This window comes from Alloyangia pacifica (assembly GCF_003111685.1).
Classification (GTDB): domain Bacteria; phylum Pseudomonadota; class Alphaproteobacteria; order Rhodobacterales; family Rhodobacteraceae; genus Salipiger; species Salipiger pacificus_A.
Map to the genome: position 1 here is coordinate 565,330 of NZ_CP022189.1, position 17,794 is coordinate 583,123.

The following is a 17,794-nucleotide window of genomic DNA, read 5'->3' on the forward strand; positions in this document are numbered from 1 at the left end:
GGGTGAACGCGCGCTATTGGAAGGCCGTCGGTCCCGTGGCTCAACTGGATAGAGCAGCCCCCTCCTAAGGGGCAGGTTGCAGGTTCGAATCCTGCCGGGATCGCCAGCTTTCCTTGTCCCAATGTCTGCGGAGCCTACGGCATCGCGCGTTCATTGAGGGGGCCGACGAGGCGTGAGGCGGTCGGGATATCCGGCTCCGGGTCTCCAGTCGGCGCCGTTCCCTAGGGGCGCGGCATCTCGTTCACCGGGTGGTGCTCTGCCTGGAGCTGCTTGACCAGGTAGGGTTTCAGCAGGTCGCCCATGTATCTTGCCCCTTCCGGCGTGAGGTGCGTGCCGTCGAACGTCAGCGGAGAGCCCGAGGGATCGGCGTTGGCGCAGGTCTCGTAGCTGCCGCACAGAAGCCTCTGAAGATCGACGTATTCGGCCAGCTTGGGGATCGTTTCGCTCATTTCGAGGCTGACCGCGGAAGGGTCTTCGGGAACCGGACGCCTGCCGATCAGTGCGTCAATGCCATCGGCAAAGACGCGATAGGTCAGCCGGTCTCCGAAATGCTTGCGCCCGAAGACGACGATCTTGGCGTCGGTGTCCGCCGAGAGCGCTTCGAGAGATTTGGGCAGCAGCGGCGCGGTCCAGGGGTTCCAGGACGACACCAGCCAGAGCTGATCGGCTTCGCGGAGCCGGGCTTGAAGCTTCGGGTCCTGGTAGCCGGGCAACCTGGCGCATTCCTCGCGGTTTTCGCGGTTCCGGTACTTGTCCAAGTTGTCGATCATCAGATTCCCGCACCGCCCGGGGATATGGTAGGTCGAGAGATCGAAGTCCCGGTCCATTCCCGTCTCGTAGAGCGCGTTCACCAGGTCCTGCCCGTAGGAGTCTCCGATGATCAGCACTTTCGGAAGGTCGCCCTCGCCGCTGAACGCGCGGCCCCTGAGCGCGTCGAAGCGCGTTGGCACATAGTCGTCGGCCTCGACGAAGCTTCTGAGAATGCGTTGCTCTTCGGGGCTGTACCGGCGCTCCCAGCCGGTGTCGGCGGTCAGGGCTAGGCCGAGAACGGCGAAAAGGCTGAGCGCGGCGAAGGAGGAGGTCAGCACCCGTTTTGCGGGGACTCCCGGTGTCCGCCTCCGGAAAGGCTGCTCGATAAATTTCCAGGTCAGCCAGGCGAGAGGGAAGGTCAGAAGCGCGCATATCGCGACGCCGAGCTTATCGTCGGGAAAGGCGTGCCGGAAAAAGGTCATGAGCGGCTGGTGCCAAAGGTAGGCGCTATAGGAGATCAATCCGATCAGCACGATCCAGCGCGTTGTCAGAATGCGGTGCACCATCGTTCCGGGCTTTGTATAGAGGATGACCAGCGCGGCGCCCAGACAGGCGGGCAGCGCATAAAGGCCGCTCGACAGTCGGGTTTCATCGACGATGGCATAACTGATCAGGATCGCCGCGAAGCCGGCCAGCGACAGGAGGCCGTAGAGAGATGGGCGGGGAGAGACTTCGGTTCTGGCGAAGGACAGCGACGCGAGCGCGCCGATCAGAAGCTCCCATGCGCGCATCGGGAAGAGGTAGAAGGCATACTTGGGGTCCGATGCGACCGAGTTCATCACCAGCACCAGGCTCAGCAGACCGGCGGCGATCAAGGCATGGACCAGGTAGCGCCGGGCCTTGCGATAGATGAGCGCCAGGAAGATCGGATAGACGATGTAGAATTGCTCCTCGACCGCGAGACTCCAAGTATGGAGGAGGGGATTCAGCTCTGCATGGGTATGGAAATAATTGATTTCCTTCAGGAAGAAGATATTCGACAGAAAGGTCATCGCGGCCACCACGCTCTTTCCGAACGTTTGCAGGTCGCTAGGGGGAAGAAAGATCAATGCGGCGGGAATGGTGCATGCAATGATGAAGATCAAGGCCGGCAGAATACGCCTTGCGCGCCTCTCGTAGAAATCGACAATACTGAATCTGCCGGATTTCAGGTCAGACATCAGAAGGGACGTGATTAGAAACCCGCTTATGACGAAAAAGACATCAACCCCGATGAAGCCGCCGGGGACTGCAGTGTGAGACGCGTGAAAGGCAATAACTGGAACGACAGCAAAGGCGCGCAAGCCATCAATATGTGCTTTGTGATTCACTAAGCGGCTCCAAATATTCAAAAAAATTTTGGGACAAATGAAGCATGGGCCGGGGAGGAAACGGACCCAAGTTGTGTCCCTCCATGAATGCTAGTGCATGGGTGGCACTCGATCCACCACGTTGAACCTCGCCGCGGCTCCCTCCCCAAGAGCGCATTCCCGCCATCTTGCCTCGAGAGGCGCCCCATGCTGCGCAACGCCAAATTGTTGGAAGAGATAGCAGGCACATAGCGCCGACGAAGCGGTTAGACGCCTGCCGCGCGCCGAGTTCGCCTCGGTGGCGCCTTTTCCGTGCAGGAGGCAGATGTCTGCCGATCGCCTTTTCATTCGGCAGTAGGTTCCAGGCTTTCGTCGGAGCGCCGAGGCGGGGGTGATTCTCGCCCCCCCGGCCTCCGAGACCCTCCGTGCGCGCGGTATGCGGGCCGGATCAGAGGCGGGCGGGGCCTGGATTGCGCCCGCTGGTCATTGCCGAGACACCCGGTGCGTATCTGCATAAAATCTCAAATAACTTGCGTGGTCTGTGAGGCGATCTTCTCGGTCCCCTCCGCGCCACATTTCATGGTCCCAAATATTCCAAACTCGCGTACAACATTCTGCCGCGACTGTTTGCCTCACCTCCGTTTCGGTGTTCCACAGATGCTCCGGGACAGCGCACATGTCTGATCATGCAGAATTCGGAATTTCGACGATGCCGAGCCTTCTCGATTGCGAGTTGGCCGGCAGGGCGGTTCCCATCGCGGAGCCTGAGGCTTTCCGGCTGACAATGCCTCATATGGGCGCTTCGGGTGTCCGGCGTTCCTGGCTGCTCAGCGAGGCTTGTCATCGGCATTGGCTCTCGATTGCTGCACAGGTCGGCAGACCCGCCTCGGGATTCCGGGATATTTCCGGCGCACGTGTTTTCGCCTCGGTCGTCGCCTGTACGCTCGACGGGGACGCGGCGGGATTTCGCGAAGACGACGTGTGCGAGCTCCACATGAGCGAGGTCCCGAGCGCGCAGAACGGATGGCGCAGCCTGTTCGCGCTCCTTTCTGGCACCAGGACGCTTGCTGCCAAGATCCTCACGGGCTTTGCAAGACGGAATGGACGGTCGACCGCGAGGTGGCACGCGCCCAGGCGATCCGGCATTGCCCTTGCCGATCTCGCGGGCGATCATGATCGAAACCGTGTGTTTCTATAGGTCTTCATGATCGCCAAGCTGGAAATGTTCATTGCGCTTGCTCGGGAGAAGCATTTTGGTCGGGCGGCGCTCAGCCTCGGCATCACCCAGCCGACGCTCTCCACCGGCATCCGCCAGCTCGAGGAGCAGCTTGGCGTCAAGCTGGTGCAGCGCGGTTCGCGCTTTGGCGGGCTGACGCCCGAGGGCCAGCGCGCGCTGGTCTGGGCGCGTCAAATCGTCGGAGACACGCGGCGGCTGCGCGATGAGATGCGTGCGTCGCGCGAGGGTCTGGCCGGTCACCTGCGGCTTGCGGTGATCCCCACCGCGTTGACGTGGGCCTCGACGCTCACGGCGCGCTTCATCGAGCGTCACCCGCGGGTCACCTTCACCGTGCTCTCGCGCGCCTCGGCGGAGATCCTCTCGATGCTTGACGATCTCGAGATTGACGCCGGCATCTCCTACCTCGACAACGAGCCGCTGGGCCGGGTCACCACCCGCCCGCTCTACCGAGAGGCTTACCAACTCGTCTGCCGCAAGGATCATCCGTTGGCCGGGCAAAAGATGCTGGACTGGGCCGAGCTCGGAAGCCTGAAGCTCTGCCTGCTGACCCCCGAGATGCAGAACCGCCGGATCATCAACCGGCAGTTCATGGAGGCCGGGGTCGCGCCGGTCTCGGCCATTGAATCAAACTCCACGGTTGTACTGGTGAGCAACGTGCTGACAGGCGACTGGGTCACGATCCTGCCGACCGACCTCGCGAAGTTCCTTGCCGAAGGCAAGCCGCTCTCGCTGGTGCCGCTTGCGACGGACAGCCGCGCGCATGAGGTCGGGCTTATCGCACCTTGGCAGGAGCCCTACACGCCGGTCCTGCAGGCTCTGCTCGACGAGGCAAAGGCCCTTGCGCGCCCCGGCTGACGCCGAAGCATTTGATCCGGCTCAAATCAGGCCGCGCCTCGCTGCCCTAGGGTGGCTAAAGAGGAGGGCATGCCATGTCGCATCCGCCGCCGATCTACCGTGTCGAAGGGCTCACCCGTGTCTACGGCGAGGGGGCGTCGGCTGTGCATGCGCTGCGCGGGGTCGACCTGGAGCTGCCGCCGGGCGAGATCACAGTCCTGCTCGGTCCGTCGGGCAGCGGCAAGTCGACCTTGCTCAGCATTCTCGGCGGGCTCGACCGGCCGAGCGACGGCCGTGCCTGGTTTCGGGGTGACGAGCTGACCGCCATGTCGGACCGGGCACTCACCCGCTACCGGCGCGACAACCTCGGCTTCGTCTTCCAGTTCTACAATCTCATGCCCTCGCTCACTGCAGAGGAAAACGTCGAGCTCGTCACCGAGATTGCCCGCGATCCGATGGACCCCGAGGAGGCACTGGCGCTGGTTGGCCTCGGCAGCCGAAAAGATCACTTTCCGAGCCAGCTTTCGGGGGGCGAGCAGCAACGCGTCGCAATTGCTCGTGCGGTGGCTAAGCAGCCCGACGTGCTGCTCTGCGACGAGCCGACCGGGGCGCTCGACAGCGCCACCGGTCGCGAGGTGCTGGGGGTGCTGCAGCATCTCAACCGCAGCCTCGGGACCACGGTGATGATCGTCACCCATGCCGCCGCGACCGCCGAGATGGCTGACCGGGTGATCCGCTTCGCGGACGGCGCGATCCGCACGGTCGAGCAGAACGATGCGCCCCGCGCCGCCGCCGAGATCGAGTGGTGAGCGCATGAGTAGCCTCGACCGCAAGCTCCAGCGCGACCTGTGGCGGATGAAGGGGCAGGCGGCGGCGATTGCCGTCGTCATGGCGCTGGGCGTGATGATGCAGGTGATGATGGCCGGGCTCGTCGTGACGCTCGACGAGACCCGCCGGGGCTACTACGAGCGCTACCGCTTCGCCGAGGTCTTCGCACCGGTGACCCGCGCGCCGGGTCACCTGCTGCACCAGGTTGCGGCACTTCCAGGCGTGGCGCGGGCCGAGGGGCGCATCTCCGGCGCGGCGCGGATCGAGCTGCCGGACCACGCGGTCCCGGTGGCGGCCCGGGCCCTGTCCTTGCCCGACCACGCCGAACCCGCGCTCAACGCCATCAGGGTGCAGCAGGGGCGGCTCTTCAACCCCGGCGCGCCCGAGGAGGTGGTCCTGCTCGATACGTTCGCCGCCGCGCATGGAATGCGGCCCGGAGACAGCCTGCAGGTGGTCATGAACGGCGCGCGACGCAGTCTGCGGATCACCGGGCTCGCCCGCGCGCCGGAATTCCTCTACGCCGCAGCGCCGGGGGAGATGGTACCGGATGACGCGCGCTTCGCCGTGCTTTGGATGTCGCAGACCTCGCTTGCCGCCGCCTTCGACATGAGGGGCGCCTATTCCGAGTTCCTCGTGACGCTGACCCGGGGCACCGATCCGCGCGGGGTGATCGCGGCGCTCGATCACCTTCTCAAGCCTTGGGGCGCGGCGGGGGCCTATGACCGCGAGGACCAGTTCTCGCACCGCTTCGTCTCGGAGGAGATCAGCGGGCTGCGCGACACGGCAGCGGCGATCCCGCCGGTGTTCCTCGGCATCGCCGCCTTTCTGCTGAACATCGTCATCGCCCGGATGGTGCAGGCCGAACGCGAGGAGATCGGCCTGCTCAAGGCCTTCGGCTACCGCGGCGCCGAGATCGGCGGGCACTACCTCAAGCTGGTGCTGGCGATCGCCGTGGCCGGAGCGCTGCTGGGCGCGCTGCTTGGCATCCTCGCGGGGCGCGGGATGGTGCAGCTCTACCTGCAGTTCTACAAGTTCCCCTTCCTTGTCTTCCGGCTCGACCCGGGCGCGCTGGCGCTGGGCCTGGTGGTGAGCGTGCTGGCGGCGGCGGCGGGAGGGGCGGTGGTGCTGCGCCGCATCTTCGCGCTGCAACCGGCCGAGGCGATGCGCCCGCCCACCCCCGCCGACTACCGCCGCGCCGGCCGCTGGGCGCGGGCGGTGAAGTCGCTTGACCAGCCCACCCGCATGGTGCTGCGCCGCTTCACCCGCACGCCCTTTCGCATGCTCGGTGCCGTGGTGGGGATCACCTTCGGCATGGGGCTCTCTGTCGGGATGCTGACCATCCACGCGGGGTTCAATCAAGCGGTGGCGCTCAGCTTCGACGTGCTCGATCGCTCCGAGGCGAGCGTAACCTTTACCCATGCCGTGTCGCAGAAGACCCTGCTCGAGCTGGCGCGCCACCCCGGCGTGCTGCAGGCCGAGGGCTCACGTGCGGTGGCGGTGGTGCTGCGCAATGGACGCCTGACCCACCGGGGAGCGATCACCGGGCTGCCGCCGAAGTACGAGTTGGTCCGCGCATTGACACCCGACTTCGTCCCTCTCGCGCTCGACGGCTCGGGGCTGGTGCTGAGCACGGCACTGGCGCGCAAGCTGAAGGCGCGCGCGGGGGACGTGCTGACCGTCGAGGTGCGCGAAGGCGCGCAGCCAGTACTGCGCCTGCCGGTTACAGGCGTTTCGGAGACCGTGCTCGGCGCCCCTGCCTATATGGCGCTGGCGGCGCTGGACCGGGCGCTCTTTGAGCCGGGCCGGATTTCCAGCGCCGCCCTGAGGCTCGACCCGGCGCAGGCCGAGGCGGTGCAGGTCTGGCTGCGCGACCAGCCGGTGGTGGCCGGGGTGAGCCTCAAGTCCGAGGCGCGCGCGGCCTTCGAGCGGGTGATGAACCAGGGCACCGGCGCGACGCGCTTCATCATGGCGGCGGTGGCCTTCACCATCACCTTCGGCATCATCTACAACGCCGCGCGCATCGCGCTCGCCGAACGCGCCCACGACCTCGCCAGCCTGCGTGTCATCGGCTTTTCCAAAGGCGAGGCTGCCTATGTGCTGCTTGGTGAACTCGGGCTGGTGACGCTGCTGGCGCTGCCCTGCGGCGCTCTGCTCGGCTGGGGCATCGCGCATATGCTGGCCGCCGCCTATTCCTCGGACCTCTACACGATCACGGTGGTGTTCCGGCCCGCCGCCTTCGGATTCGCCGCGCTGGTGGTGATCGCGGGCGCGGTCCTCTCGGGGCTGCTGGTAAAACGCGACGTGGACCGCGCCGACCTCGTCGCCGCGCTCAAGACACGGGATTGATCTCATGGCTCTCAACCGACCCCGCAACCGCACCCGGCTGGTCCTTGGCCTCGGTCTTGCGCTGCTGCTCGTTCTGGCGCTGGCCGCCGCCTTCTGGCCACGTTCCGAGCTCGTCGATCTCGGGCAGGTGACGCGCGGGCCTCTGGTGGTGACCATCGACGAGGAGGGCAAGACCGAGGTGCGCGACGTCTACGTGGTGACAACGCCCGTCGCCGGGCGGCTCTTGCGGGTGCAGGCCATCGATGGTGACGCGGTGACGCAGGGCGACGTGGTGGCGCACATGCGCCCCGCCGCGCCCTCGGTGCTCGACCTGCGCACCCGCGAGCAGGCGCGGGCGGTGGTGGCGGCGGCGCAGGCGGCCTTGCTGCAGGCCAAGGCCGAGGTGAACGTGGCGCAGGCGGACGTGGAGCTGGCGGTCTCGGACCATGACCGGGCCAAGGCGCTGGCGGCACGGGGCACGATCTCGACCGCGGCGCTTGATCAGGCGCGGACCGCGGCGCTGGCGTCGCAGGCCCGGCTCGAGACGGCGCGCGCGGCGGTGGCCATGCGCGAGGCGGAGCTGGCCAACGCGCAGGCCCAGCTCATCGGCTTCGACGATCAGGGCCTGGCCGAGGCGCTGGCCGAGGTCGGGGCCTCGGACATCCCGCTGCGCGCCCCGGTCGACGGGCGTATCCTGCGGGTGGTCGAGGAGTCCGAGACCACGCTGGCGGCGGGGGCGCCGGTGCTCGAGATCGGCAATATCGTGCAGGACTTGCAGGTGGCCGTGGACCTCATTTCCTCGGACGCGGTGCAGGTGGTGCCGGGTGCGCGTGTGATGCTGGAAGACTGGGGCGGGCCAGGCGCGTTGGAGGCGCAGGTCGAGCGGATCGCGCCGCTTGGCACCACCGAGGTCTCGGCGCTGGGGGTCGAAGAGCAGCGGGTGCGGGTGATCCTGCGGTTCATGGCGTCCCCCGAGGCCCGCGCGGCGCTGGGGCATGGTTACCGCGTGCTGGCGAGGATTGTGATCTGGGAGGAGGCGGACACGCTGCAGATCCCGCAGAGCGCGGCCTTCCGCGAGGGGGCGGGCTGGGCGGTGTTCCGTGTCGAAGACGGGCGCGCGGCGAAGCTGCCGGTCACGCTCGGGCAGGGGAATGGGCGGCAGGTACAGGTGCTCGAGGGGCTGGAGGAGGGCGATCAGATCGTGCTCTACCCGCCCGCGGATCTGTTGGATGGCGGACTCGTGGCGCAGCGGCGGGCCGGATGAAACGTAGGCGACCCGGGGCTGGTCGCCCCGGGCCCGCGACTGGGCCCGGGGAATGGGAACGAGGATCAGGCGCGCCGACCGCTCCGGGTCAGCCCTGACCTTTTTCCAGCGCGTCGAGGCGCGCCTTGAGCGCCTCGTTCTCTTCGCGGGCCTTCTGCGCCATGGCGCGGACCGCGTCGAATTCCTCGCGGGTCACGAAATCGCGATCGGCCAGCCACCGGTCGATCATCGATTTCATCGCCGTTTCGGCCTCATCCTTCGCGCCCTGCGCCACGCCCATGGCGTTGGTCATGAGCTGCGACAGATCTTCGAATACCTTGTTGCGCGTCTGCATTGGGCTCTCCGTCATATGCTTGTCTCCTATATGGGCCGAGAGCCCCCGGGTCACAAGGTTGACTTCCCCCGGAAACTCCCGTCACTCATCGCGCATGAAAGCCGCCATTCCTTTTCCGCCCCTGTCCTCCGAGGTCTTCTCGATCTCGGTCTTCGGCACGGATTTCGCCCTGCGCTGGTACGCGCTTGCCTATATCGCGGGCATCATCATCGGCTGGCGCATCGCCGTCGCCGCGGTGAAACGCGTCCACCTCTGGCCGGGCGACCAGCCGCCGATGAGCCCGGCGCAGGTCGAGCAGCTGCTGACCTGGGTGATCCTCGGTATCATCCTCGGCGGGCGGCTCGGTTTCGTGCTGTTCTACCAGCCCGCCTACTACCTGAGCCACCCGGCCGAGATCCTGATGGTCTGGCATGGCGGCATGTCCTTCCATGGCGGCTTCCTGGGGGTGCTGATTGGCTTCCTCGGTTTCTGCCTGAAGAACCGCATCCGGATCGGGTCCACTGCCGATATGCTGGCGATCGCCGTGCCGCCGGGACTGCTGCTTGGCCGCATCGCCAATTTCGTCAACGCCGAGCTCTGGGGCCGCCCGACCGAGCTGCCCTGGGGGGTGATCTTCCCCGGCGAGGCGGCGCAGGCGTGCGGGCAGGCGGTGGGCGAGTTTTGCGCCCGCCACCCGTCGCAGCTCTACGAAGCGGCGCTCGAGGGTATATTGCTCGGCGGTCTTCTGCTTTGGCTGGCGCTTCGCAAGGGCGGGCTGAAGACGCCGTGGCAGATGGCGGGCGTGTTCCTCGCCGGCTACGGCATCGCGCGCTTCCTCGTGGAATTCGTGCGCCAGCCCGACGCGCAGTTCGTCTCGCCCGGCAATCCCCTGGGACTGGCCTGGCATCTTGGGGGCTACGGGCTCACCATGGGACAGATGCTGTCGCTGCCGATGGTGCTTGTCGGACTCGGCCTGATCCTCTGGGCGCGGCGCCGCGCATGAGCGCGCTGCTCCCATTGCTCGAGGCGCGCATCGCGGCCGAGGGGCCGATGAGCGTTGCCGAATACATGACGTGGTGTCTGCTGCATCCGCAGCACGGCTATTACACCACCCGCGATCCACTTGGGGCCAAGGGCGATTTCACCACCGCGCCGGAGATCAGCCAGATGTTCGGCGAGTTGCTGGGCCTGGCGCTGGCGCAGTCCTGGGTGGATCAGGGGTGCCCGGAGCGGATCATCCTCGCCGAGCTGGGGCCGGGGCGTGGCACGCTGATGGCCGACGCGCTGCGCGCCATGCGCGCGGTGCCCGAACTGATCGCGGCAGCGGAGCTGCATCTCGTCGAGGCCTCCCCCGCACTTCGTGCCGAACAGGCCAAGCGGCTCGGGGGCTTTGCGCCCAGATGGCACGACAGCCTGGCCGACCTGCCCGAGGGGCCGCTCTTCCTGCTCGCCAACGAGTTCTTCGACGTGCTGCCGGTGCGCCAGTTCCTGCGCGACGGAGAGGGCTGGCGCGAGCGCGTGGTGGGCTGGCACGAGGGGCATCTGTCCTTCGGGCTCACCGACATCGCGCCACAGGCCGCGCTCGAGCACCGGCTGGCCGACACCGAGCAGGGCGACATGGTCGAAATCTGCGCCCCCGCCGAGGCCCTCGTGCAAGAGGTCGGACGGCGAATCGCGGCCCATGGCGGCGCCGCGCTGGTCATCGATTACGGCAGCTGGGGCAGCCTGGGCGACACGCTTCAGGCGGTGCGGTCGCATGAAAGAACGGCACCGCTGGACACCCCCGGAGAGGCCGATCTGACCGCCCATGTGAACTTTCGCGCACTGGCACAGGCGGCTGCCCCGGCAGCCCACGCGCCATTGACCGCGCAGGGCGTCTTCCTCGAACGGCTCGGCATCACCGAGCGCGCTCGCGCGCTCGCGGCCCGGTTGCAGGGTGCGGCACTGGAAAGCCACATCGCCGCACATCGCCGGTTGACGCACCCCGGTGAAATGGGAAGTTTGTTCAAGGTTCTGGCGCTGCACGCGCCGCACTCACCGCCGCCGCCCGGATTGGATACATGACGCTGGAAATCATCACCGCCGAGTCACTCAGCCCCCTCCGGCACGGGTTCTTCACCCGCAAAGGAGGCGCGTCCTCGGGGGTGTTTTCCGGTCTCAACTGCGGGCCGGGCTCGTCGGACCAGCGCGAGATCGTTGCGATCAACCGCGCCCGGGTGGCGCAGGCGATGGAAGTTCCGAACGAGGCGCTGGTCACGGTCAGCCAGGTGCATTCCTCCAAAGTGGTCACGGTGACCGGGCCGGTATCCGACCCGCGTCCCGAGGCCGACGGGCTTGTGACCCGCGAGCCGGGCATCGCGCTCGCGGTGCTCACCGCCGACTGCCAGCCGGTGCTCTTTGCCGACTCCGAGGCTGGGGTGATCGGCGCCGCCCACGCGGGCTGGCGCGGCGCGCAGGCCGGCGTGCTGGAAGAGACGATCGACGCGATGATCGCCCTCGGCGCCAGCCGCGATGGCATCCGCGCGGTGATCGGGCCGACCATCAGCCAGCGCGCCTACGAGGTCGGGCCGGAATTCCTCGAGGAGTTCATGGCGGAAGACCCGGGCAACGGTCGTTTCTTCGCGGGCGGGCAGGGCAATCGCGCGCAGTTCGACCTGCCGGCCTATGGGCTGCACCGGCTGCGCAGCGCGGGGGTCGCGGCAGAATGGACCCGCCACTGCACCTATTCCGACCCGGACCGCTTCTACTCCTTCCGCCGGGCGACCCACCTGCGCGAGGCCGACTACGGTCGGCTGATCTCGGCGATCCGTCTCTGACGCAGCCGCCGTTCCGGAGCGAGGCCGCTGCCACGATTCGTCCGCGTGTTGGGCAAAATATGGCAAGGTGGTTCTCGTATCTCGGACAATCCCTTTCTGCAGTCGCGATTGAGCGAATAAGTCGCTGTCAATTCATCGAAATTTTGACAGAAATGCCCGAATTCGGCCAGATCGTGTCAGTCGATTAGACGTCCTTCTGTCGTTGTTGGTGGGGGCCAGCACGGATGTGACAGCCTGCCAAGGGATGTTGTTATGACCAGTTTTCATCACGTGGCCCGCGGCCACGACGGTGTCGTTTCGCAAGATACTCCGCGGCCTCCGGCTTCTCTCCGGAACGGGCGGCCTCGTCGCGCCACTTCTCTCATGCGCAAGTACGAGGTCGCTGCCCTGTCGCCCGATCTCTCGATCTCGATGAAACAGCAGGTGGCGCCGGCGCTGCCGCTGTTCGAAGAGGCCTGCTCTGCCTTTGCGCGCGGCACCTTGATCCAGACCCTGCGCGGCCCCGTGGCCGTCGAGGATCTTCTGCCGGGTGATTACATCGAGACCAGCCGGGGCACCCAGTCGATCACCTGGATCGGCTCGACCACCTATGTGCCGGGGGTGCATTCCGACGAGAGTGCGCTCGGCTCGCTCATCCGGGTCACCGCGGAGGCCTTCGGTCTCGGCCGTCCCGGCGTCGACCTTCTGCTTGGCCCGGCAGCCCGCATGGTCGTCACGCGCGCTCGCTTCCGGGCGCTGCTCGGGCAGGACAGCGTGCTGGTGCCGGTCATCGACGAGGCGGATTGGGATCGCATCGTGCCGGTGACCCCGGCGGGCGGGGTGCAACTCTACCACCTGATGGTACAGCGCCACGCGACAATCAGGGTCGGCGGGCTCGAGATGGAGACATACCACCCGGGCAAGATGCTGCACAGCTTGACCAGCCCGAACATGCGCGCGCTGTTCCTGTCGATTTTCGACAACCTGTCGGAGCTTCAGGACTTTGGCGAGCTGTCTATGACCCGTTCGTCGCGCGAGGCGGTCGATAGCCTGTTGGCCAGCTGAGCGGATCGTAAAGCCGGCACCGGCCCGCCGTCAGGCGGTCCGGTTCAGCCGTTCCTCGAGCACGTCAAAGGGCACGCCCGGCTCGTCCTTGGCGCCGCGGATGACCAGCGAGGTCTTGACCGAGGCGACGTTCGGCGCGGTCAGCAGCTTCTCGGTCAGAAAGGCCTGGAAGGTCGATAGATCGGGCGCCACGCACTTGAGGATGAAGTCCACCTCGCCGTTGAGCATGTGGCACTCGCGCACCAGCGGCCAGCTGCGGCAGCGGTCCTCGAAGGCGCGCAGGTCGGCCTCGGCCTGGCTCTGCAAACCGACGCTGGCGAAAACCTGCACCTCGAAGCCGAGTTCGCGGGAATCGACTTCGGCGTGGTAGCCCTTGATGAAGCCCTGCTCCTCGAGTGTGCGCACGCGGCGGAGGCAGGGCGGGGCCGAAATGCCCACGCGGCGGGCAAGTTCGACGTTGGTCATGCGGCCATCGGCCTGCAGTTCTGCCAGAATCTTACGATCGATGGGATCAAGCCTGTGGGCGGGCATGCGTCTTCCTTGAGCTTTTCGCGATTATTATACCAGACGGAACGTTAGCGCAATAATCTTTCATATTCGTGAAAGATTATTAACTGGACGAGATTCCGGGGGACATGGCGGAGGCACGGGGTTTGCGTCGCCGCCGCGCGTGGCTATATGCAATTCCCAAACCGAATGCCATAGCTCGCGAGAGGCACGATATGTCTGACACCCGCCACACACGGCTCCTCATCATCGGCTCCGGCCCGGCCGGCTACACCGCGGGAGTCTACGCCTCGCGCGCCATGCTTTCCCCGCTGCTCGTGCAGGGCCTCGAGCCCGGCGGCCAGCTGACCACCACCACCGAGGTCGAGAACTGGCCCGGCGAAACCGAGATTCAAGGCCCCGACCTGATGGTGAAGATGGAAGCCCATGCCCGCGCCATGGGGTGCGAGATCGTCGGCGACATCATCACCGATCTCGACCTCGGCCAGCGCCCCTTCGTTGCGAAGGGCGACAGCGGCACCACCTACACCGCCGACGCGGTGGTGCTCGCGACCGGCGCGCGGGCGAAGTGGCTGGGCCTGCCGACCGAGGACGAATTCAAGGGCTTCGGCGTTTCCGCCTGCGCGACCTGTGACGGCTTCTTCTACCGCGGGCAGGAGATCGTGGTGATCGGCGGCGGCAACACCGCCGTGGAAGAGGCGCTGTTTCTGACCAACTTCGCCTCGAAGGTCACGCTGATCCACCGCCGCGACGAGCTGCGCGCCGAGAAGATCCTGCAGGAACGCCTGTTCAACCACCCCAAGATCGAGACCCTCTGGCACCATCAGCTCGAGGAAGTGGTCGGCGAGGACATGCCCAAGGGCGTCACCGGCGTAAAGGTCAAGCACGTGACCACGGGCGAGATCACCGAGATCCCCGCGAAGGGTGTCTTCGTCGCCATCGGGCATGCGCCCGCATCGGAGCTGGTGAAGGACCAGCTCGAGACCCACATGGGCGGCTACGTGGTGACCAAGCCCGGCACCACCGAGACCTCGATCCCCGGCGTCTTTGCCGCGGGGGACCTGACCGACCACACCTACCGCCAGGCGGTGACCTCGGCGGGCATGGGCTGCATGGCGGCGCTGGAAGCCGAGCGTTGGCTGGCCGAGCAGGGGCTCGACGTGGGCAAGGACACCTCCGAGCCGCTCGGCTACGGGGCGCCGGTCGAACAGGCCTCCTGAGCCTCGGCGACAGTGTACGACGCGAGCGCGATGCCGGGACCCGGCGTCGCGCTTTTTCTTTGCCGGCGCTGAAAGCGCGGGACATCTGCGCGGAGACAGTGCGACGCTGCGTCTCTCGCGCGAAATTGAGCGCAGATGCGGCGCCGAGGACTTTGCTGCCAAATCTCTGCCGCTTATGTCTGGGCCAAGCCACAAGATCACCAGACCTCGCCCCAGCGCCGCCTCGCGGCGCACGGCTGCAAACCTCCAGCCCGGCCCCATGTCGCCCTGACCTCTCCCCCGGAGGACGCCATGAAGACCGCACTTCTGATGCGCAGGCTTGCGCTGCTGACCTGTCTTCTGCCCGCCGCGCCCGCGCTGGCGGCGGACCAGTTGCGAACGGCTTATCGCAGCAGCGTCTCGACCACCCTCAACGCCTCGGTCGGGGCCTTCGACAGCGTCCTGGGTCATGCGCTGAACGGCTATGGCAAGGTGCGGCTGAACAGCAAGGGGCTGTTCCTGGCGACGCCGGGACCGGGACCTGCGCCGCGCATGTGGTGGGCCTTCGAGGCCCGCGAGTACCATGGCAGCACCTTCGGCCGAAAATTCGACATGCTGCTGGGGATCGAGAAGCCGATCGGAACGGGCACGCGGCTGGGTTTTGCCACCGGCTACGGGGTGGCCGACCTTGATACCGGGCGTGACATCCGCACCCAGACCTTCAGTTTCGCGCCCTACGTGCAAACCGCGCTGACAGACCACATCGGACTCAAGGCCTGGGCGGCGCTGGCGCGGCCCGACTACCGGCTCGGCAACTCGCCGCGCAGCGCCTGGCGCACCGCCGCGGGGCTCAACGCGAATGGCAGCTACGAGCTTCGGCGCATGGAACTTTCGGGGGCGGCCGGCCTGTCGCTGTCGCAGCAGACCAGCAGTGGCATCGGGGATCTCTCGACCTGGCAGGTGGGCAAGCTCTCGGCCTCGCTGCGCACCCGCGCCACGCTGCGGCTCGAGCGCAACTTCCGCCCCTATTTCGAGCTGGGCTACAACTATGGCAGCTGGATCGATGCGGGCAAGTCCGGCGAGACCCATGCCCCCAGCCTCAAGACCGGCCTGAGCTGGACCCACAAGAAGCGCAGCTTCACGCTGAGCCTGATCGGCACACAGGTTTTTGACCCGGTGCAGCCGCTTGTGCTCAACACGCGCTACAGCATCCGCTTCTGAGCAAGGAGGGGCGTCGGCTCAGAGGTGGATCTCGCCCGAGATCAGCACATGCGCCTGCCCGCCGACCCGCACGCCGGTGATCGCCTCGGGTGGGCCGAGCACCTCGACCTGCGCCTGGCCCGGGCGGCCCATGCCATGGCCCTGCTCAGCTGTGAAGACGGGGGCTGCGATCAGCCCCTTCGACCAGAGATAGGCCGCCATGGCGCCGGTGGCCGAGCCGGTGAAGGGATCTTCGGGCGGGTTCGGAGGCGGAAGCAGCAATCGCGCATAGGTGGCGCCGGCATCTGTCGCGCCTTCGAGGGTGACGAGGAAGGGCTCGGCGAACTCTGCCTCGCCCCTACCGAGCGCCACGTGGAGGCGGCTCAGCGCCTCGGGGTCCAGCAGGGCGCGGTCGAGCGCCGCGCGGTCTTTCAGCACGGTCACGCAGCAGGGTAGGCCGGTCGAAACCAGTTGCGGCTGGCCGAGAATGTCGGACGGCGAGAGAGAGACCGCGTCGGCCACCAGCGCCTTGTCGGGGCAAGGACCGAACTCCGGGGATTTCTGGGTCATCACGATGCGCGGCGGGCTCACCGAGCGGTCGATCTCGATTGGGATGAGCCCGGCCAGGGTCTCGAGGGTCAGCCGGTCGCCCGTGACCAGTCCCCGGTGCACCAGCGCCGCGACGGTGGCGATGGTGGGGTGGCCGGCAAAGGGAATCTCGCCGCTGGCGAGGAAGTAGCGCACCCGCACGTCCGCCACCTCGGAGGGGCCAGTGAAGGTGCATTCGACCAGTGATGTCTCGCGCACGACGCGGATGCAGGTCTCGTCGTCCAGCGCCGCCCCGCCATGCAGGACGGCGCAGCCGTTGCCGCCAAAGGGCACGTCCGTGAAGGCGTCGGCCCAGTCAAGCGGCAGCTTGGTCATGCGGTGCTCTCCGGGCGCGCCCCTAGTGGACGGTGACAGGGGCGAGGTCGTTCTGCCGGGCCAGCGCAAAGGCGAGGCCGCGATCGCGGACCAGCGCCAGCCGCTCGCCATCGGCGCGGTGCACCGCATAGAGGCGGGTCTGGTCACCGACCTGTTCCTGCACGTCCTCGGGCAACTCGCTCACCTCGACCGAGCGGACGTAGACGATACGATCTGCGTCAAACTCGGAGAAATCATACTTCGTGTTCATGGCTCAACCCTTTCTGATGTTGATGGTCTGCACCACCGTCTCGGGACGGGACATGGTCAGATCCACGTGCAGCAGACCGTTTTCCATGACCGCTTCCCCCACCTCGACGCCATCGGCCAGCACGAAGCTGCGCTGGAACTGCCGCGCCGCGATGCCGCGGTGCAGGAAGATCCGGTCGGATCCGTCGTCGCGCTGCCGTCCGCGGATCACCAACTGGCGGTCCTCGACGGTGATGGCGAGATCGGCCTCCGAGAAGCCGGCCACGGCGAGCGTGATCCGGTAGGAGTGATCCGACGTCTGTTCGATGTTGAAGGGGGGGTATCCCTCGCTCGACTTGGCCGTGCGCTCGAGCAGGCGCTCGAGTTGCTCGAAGCCGAGCATGTGCGGATAGGAACCCAGGGTCAGTTTGCTCATGACATGTCCTTGACAGGGAAGCGACCGTCCGCCGGGCCCCGTGAGCGGCAACCCGACATCAGGGAATATGGGAAGGGCCGAAGGGCAGTGCAAGGGCTTTGCGGGCGCGGCAAGACTTGGTAGTCTGATGTTTCCCGTGACGTCGAAGGACAGACCCTCATGAATGCGCCGCAAGACATCTCGATGAAGACGGAAGAGGTGTTGCGTGTTGAGCTGGAAGTCTTCCGGCGCGAGCACCGCGATCTCGACGAGGCAATCCTTGCCTTGCAGGAGCGCGGCACCGCCGATCAGCTGACCCTGCAGCGGCTGAAGAAAAAGAAGCTCTTCCTCAAGGACAAGATCGCGATGATCGAGGACCGGCTGACCCCCGACATCATCGCCTGACCCTGCGCGGGTTCGCGCCGGGCACTCCGCACCCGGCGCCGGTGTCATCTTGGTGCCCGCCCCCTGTGGGATCGCGGGCTATGCTATGGCGTGCGAAGGCCCGCTTTGCGGGCGATTTTCCTTCGTGGAGCAAAACTGCAGCCCACTTTTCCGCCT

Annotated in this window: 18 protein-coding genes and 1 tRNA gene; 13 read left to right on the forward strand and 6 right to left on the reverse strand. The window is 66.7% G+C overall.

Translation table 11 applies throughout. The annotated features are described in order from the left end of the window. The first annotated feature begins 29 nt into the window (after nt 1-29). Nucleotides 30-106, forward strand: a tRNA-Arg gene (locus CEW88_RS02745). A 115-nt stretch (nt 107-221) separates the two neighbouring features. Here CEW88_RS02745 and CEW88_RS02750 read toward each other — a convergent pair. Next, nucleotides 222-2,120: an acyltransferase family protein gene (locus tag CEW88_RS02750; protein WP_159099532.1), complete on the reverse strand. Its 1,899-nt coding sequence runs from the start codon at nt 2,118-2,120 to the stop codon at nt 222-224. 655 nt (nt 2,121-2,775) lie between these two features. On the opposite strand from CEW88_RS02750, the gene CEW88_RS02755 reads away from it, so the two are divergent. The 5 genes from CEW88_RS02755 to CEW88_RS02775 all read left to right on the forward strand — a co-directional run bounded on the left by CEW88_RS02755 (nt 2,776) and on the right by CEW88_RS02775 (nt 8,587). Continuing rightward, the gene (locus CEW88_RS02755) at nt 2,776-3,297 is read left to right on the forward strand and encodes a hypothetical protein (RefSeq protein ID WP_108964576.1); all 522 of its coding nucleotides are present in this window, start codon (nt 2,776-2,778) and stop codon (nt 3,295-3,297) included. A gap of 6 nt (nt 3,298-3,303) precedes the next feature. After that, nucleotides 3,304-4,191, forward strand: a complete 888-nt coding sequence (locus tag CEW88_RS02760; RefSeq protein ID WP_108964577.1) for a LysR family transcriptional regulator — start codon at nt 3,304-3,306, stop codon at nt 4,189-4,191. 74 nt (nt 4,192-4,265) lie between these two features. Continuing rightward, entirely contained in the window at nt 4,266-4,979 is a 714-nt protein-coding gene (locus CEW88_RS02765; protein WP_108964578.1) for an ABC transporter ATP-binding protein, read from the forward strand. A 4-nt stretch (nt 4,980-4,983) separates the two neighbouring features. Next, complete coding sequence (locus CEW88_RS02770) at nt 4,984-7,344, forward strand: ABC transporter permease (RefSeq protein ID WP_108964579.1); 2,361 nt, start codon at nt 4,984-4,986, stop codon at nt 7,342-7,344. A 4-nt stretch (nt 7,345-7,348) separates the two neighbouring features. Next, nucleotides 7,349-8,587: an efflux RND transporter periplasmic adaptor subunit gene (locus tag CEW88_RS02775; RefSeq protein ID WP_108964580.1), complete on the forward strand. Its 1,239-nt coding sequence runs from the start codon at nt 7,349-7,351 to the stop codon at nt 8,585-8,587. Nucleotides 8,588-8,675: 88 nt separating this feature from the next. Here the strand turns inward: CEW88_RS02775 and CEW88_RS02780 are convergent, their stop codons facing one another. Next, the gene (locus CEW88_RS02780) at nt 8,676-8,921 is read right to left on the reverse strand and encodes an accessory factor UbiK family protein (RefSeq protein WP_066104340.1); all 246 of its coding nucleotides are present in this window, start codon (nt 8,919-8,921) and stop codon (nt 8,676-8,678) included. 94 nt (nt 8,922-9,015) lie between these two features. Between CEW88_RS02780 and lgt the strand changes: the two genes are divergently transcribed. The 4 genes from lgt to CEW88_RS02800 all read left to right on the forward strand — a co-directional run bounded on the left by lgt (nt 9,016) and on the right by CEW88_RS02800 (nt 12,760). Further along, a complete protein-coding gene (lgt, locus tag CEW88_RS02785) occupies nt 9,016-9,903 on the forward strand; it encodes a prolipoprotein diacylglyceryl transferase (protein WP_108964581.1) in 888 nt (295 codons plus the stop codon). Beyond that, nucleotides 9,900-10,964 carry a class I SAM-dependent methyltransferase gene (locus tag CEW88_RS02790; protein WP_108964582.1) on the forward strand — a complete coding sequence of 355 codons (1,065 nt, stop codon included), beginning with the start codon at nt 9,900-9,902 and terminating at the stop codon, nt 10,962-10,964. Before lgt ends, CEW88_RS02790 begins: the two co-directional genes overlap by 4 nt. After that, the gene (gene pgeF, locus CEW88_RS02795; RefSeq protein ID WP_108964583.1) at nt 10,961-11,716 is read left to right on the forward strand and encodes a peptidoglycan editing factor PgeF; all 756 of its coding nucleotides are present in this window, start codon (nt 10,961-10,963) and stop codon (nt 11,714-11,716) included. The genes CEW88_RS02790 and pgeF overlap by 4 nt, the downstream gene beginning before the upstream one ends. Before the next feature lie 363 nt (nt 11,717-12,079). Next, the gene (locus CEW88_RS02800) at nt 12,080-12,760 is read left to right on the forward strand and encodes a Hint domain-containing protein (protein ID WP_108964584.1); all 681 of its coding nucleotides are present in this window, start codon (nt 12,080-12,082) and stop codon (nt 12,758-12,760) included. A gap of 30 nt (nt 12,761-12,790) precedes the next feature. Here the strand turns inward: CEW88_RS02800 and CEW88_RS02805 are convergent, their stop codons facing one another. Beyond that, on the reverse strand, nt 12,791-13,291 hold the full coding sequence (locus CEW88_RS02805; RefSeq protein WP_095881146.1) for an Lrp/AsnC family transcriptional regulator: 501 nt from the start codon (nt 13,289-13,291) through the stop codon (nt 12,791-12,793). 191 nt (nt 13,292-13,482) lie between these two features. On the opposite strand from CEW88_RS02805, the gene trxB reads away from it, so the two are divergent. Both trxB and CEW88_RS02815 read left to right on the forward strand, forming a co-directional pair. Continuing rightward, nucleotides 13,483-14,487: a thioredoxin-disulfide reductase gene (gene trxB / locus CEW88_RS02810; RefSeq protein WP_108964585.1), complete on the forward strand. Its 1,005-nt coding sequence runs from the start codon at nt 13,483-13,485 to the stop codon at nt 14,485-14,487. 291 nt (nt 14,488-14,778) lie between these two features. Continuing rightward, nucleotides 14,779-15,687 carry an autotransporter domain-containing protein gene (locus CEW88_RS02815; RefSeq protein ID WP_108964586.1) on the forward strand — a complete coding sequence of 303 codons (909 nt, stop codon included), beginning with the start codon at nt 14,779-14,781 and terminating at the stop codon, nt 15,685-15,687. Between the two features lie 18 nt (nt 15,688-15,705). Here the strand turns inward: CEW88_RS02815 and CEW88_RS02820 are convergent, their stop codons facing one another. Genes CEW88_RS02820 through CEW88_RS02830 form a run of 3 tightly spaced genes read right to left on the reverse strand, consistent with a single transcriptional unit; the run spans nt 15,706 to nt 17,254 of the window. Continuing rightward, the gene (locus CEW88_RS02820) at nt 15,706-16,590 is read right to left on the reverse strand and encodes a PhzF family phenazine biosynthesis protein (RefSeq protein ID WP_108964587.1); all 885 of its coding nucleotides are present in this window, start codon (nt 16,588-16,590) and stop codon (nt 15,706-15,708) included. A 22-nt stretch (nt 16,591-16,612) separates the two neighbouring features. Next, the gene (locus CEW88_RS02825; protein ID WP_108964588.1) at nt 16,613-16,840 is read right to left on the reverse strand and encodes a DUF1150 family protein; all 228 of its coding nucleotides are present in this window, start codon (nt 16,838-16,840) and stop codon (nt 16,613-16,615) included. A gap of 3 nt (nt 16,841-16,843) precedes the next feature. Next, the gene (locus CEW88_RS02830; RefSeq protein ID WP_066104369.1) at nt 16,844-17,254 is read right to left on the reverse strand and encodes an Hsp20 family protein; all 411 of its coding nucleotides are present in this window, start codon (nt 17,252-17,254) and stop codon (nt 16,844-16,846) included. 159 nt (nt 17,255-17,413) lie between these two features. Between CEW88_RS02830 and CEW88_RS02835 the strand changes: the two genes are divergently transcribed. Then, on the forward strand, nt 17,414-17,638 hold the full coding sequence (locus CEW88_RS02835) for a YdcH family protein (protein ID WP_092423670.1): 225 nt from the start codon (nt 17,414-17,416) through the stop codon (nt 17,636-17,638). Nucleotides 17,639-17,794 lie beyond the last annotated feature (156 nt).

What these genes read in the sequence shown, in the direction of transcription:
- CEW88_RS02755 (WP_108964576.1), top strand. Translation starts at nt 2,776, where the DNA reads ATGTCTGATCATGCAGAATTCGGAATTTCGACGATGCCGAGCCTTCTC.
- CEW88_RS02760 (WP_108964577.1), top strand. Translation starts at nt 3,304, where the DNA reads ATGATCGCCAAGCTGGAAATGTTCATTGCGCTTGCTCGGGAGAAGCAT.
- CEW88_RS02765 (WP_108964578.1), top strand. Translation starts at nt 4,266, where the DNA reads ATGTCGCATCCGCCGCCGATCTACCGTGTCGAAGGGCTCACCCGTGTC.
- CEW88_RS02770 (WP_108964579.1), top strand. Translation starts at nt 4,984, where the DNA reads ATGAGTAGCCTCGACCGCAAGCTCCAGCGCGACCTGTGGCGGATGAAG.
- CEW88_RS02775 (WP_108964580.1), top strand. Translation starts at nt 7,349, where the DNA reads ATGGCTCTCAACCGACCCCGCAACCGCACCCGGCTGGTCCTTGGCCTC.
- CEW88_RS02780 (WP_066104340.1), bottom strand. Translation starts at nt 8,921, where the DNA reads ATGCAGACGCGCAACAAGGTATTCGAAGATCTGTCGCAGCTCATGACC.
- lgt (WP_108964581.1), top strand. Translation starts at nt 9,016, where the DNA reads ATGAAAGCCGCCATTCCTTTTCCGCCCCTGTCCTCCGAGGTCTTCTCG.
- CEW88_RS02790 (WP_108964582.1), top strand. Translation starts at nt 9,900, where the DNA reads ATGAGCGCGCTGCTCCCATTGCTCGAGGCGCGCATCGCGGCCGAGGGG.
- pgeF (WP_108964583.1), top strand. Translation starts at nt 10,961, where the DNA reads ATGACGCTGGAAATCATCACCGCCGAGTCACTCAGCCCCCTCCGGCAC.
- CEW88_RS02800 (WP_108964584.1), top strand. Translation starts at nt 12,080, where the DNA reads ATGCGCAAGTACGAGGTCGCTGCCCTGTCGCCCGATCTCTCGATCTCG.
- CEW88_RS02805 (WP_095881146.1), bottom strand. Translation starts at nt 13,291, where the DNA reads ATGCCCGCCCACAGGCTTGATCCCATCGATCGTAAGATTCTGGCAGAA.
- trxB (WP_108964585.1), top strand. Translation starts at nt 13,483, where the DNA reads ATGTCTGACACCCGCCACACACGGCTCCTCATCATCGGCTCCGGCCCG.
- CEW88_RS02815 (WP_108964586.1), top strand. Translation starts at nt 14,779, where the DNA reads ATGAAGACCGCACTTCTGATGCGCAGGCTTGCGCTGCTGACCTGTCTT.
- CEW88_RS02820 (WP_108964587.1), bottom strand. Translation starts at nt 16,590, where the DNA reads ATGACCAAGCTGCCGCTTGACTGGGCCGACGCCTTCACGGACGTGCCC.
- CEW88_RS02825 (WP_108964588.1), bottom strand. Translation starts at nt 16,840, where the DNA reads ATGAACACGAAGTATGATTTCTCCGAGTTTGACGCAGATCGTATCGTC.
- CEW88_RS02830 (WP_066104369.1), bottom strand. Translation starts at nt 17,254, where the DNA reads ATGAGCAAACTGACCCTGGGTTCCTATCCGCACATGCTCGGCTTCGAG.
- CEW88_RS02835 (WP_092423670.1), top strand. Translation starts at nt 17,414, where the DNA reads ATGAATGCGCCGCAAGACATCTCGATGAAGACGGAAGAGGTGTTGCGT.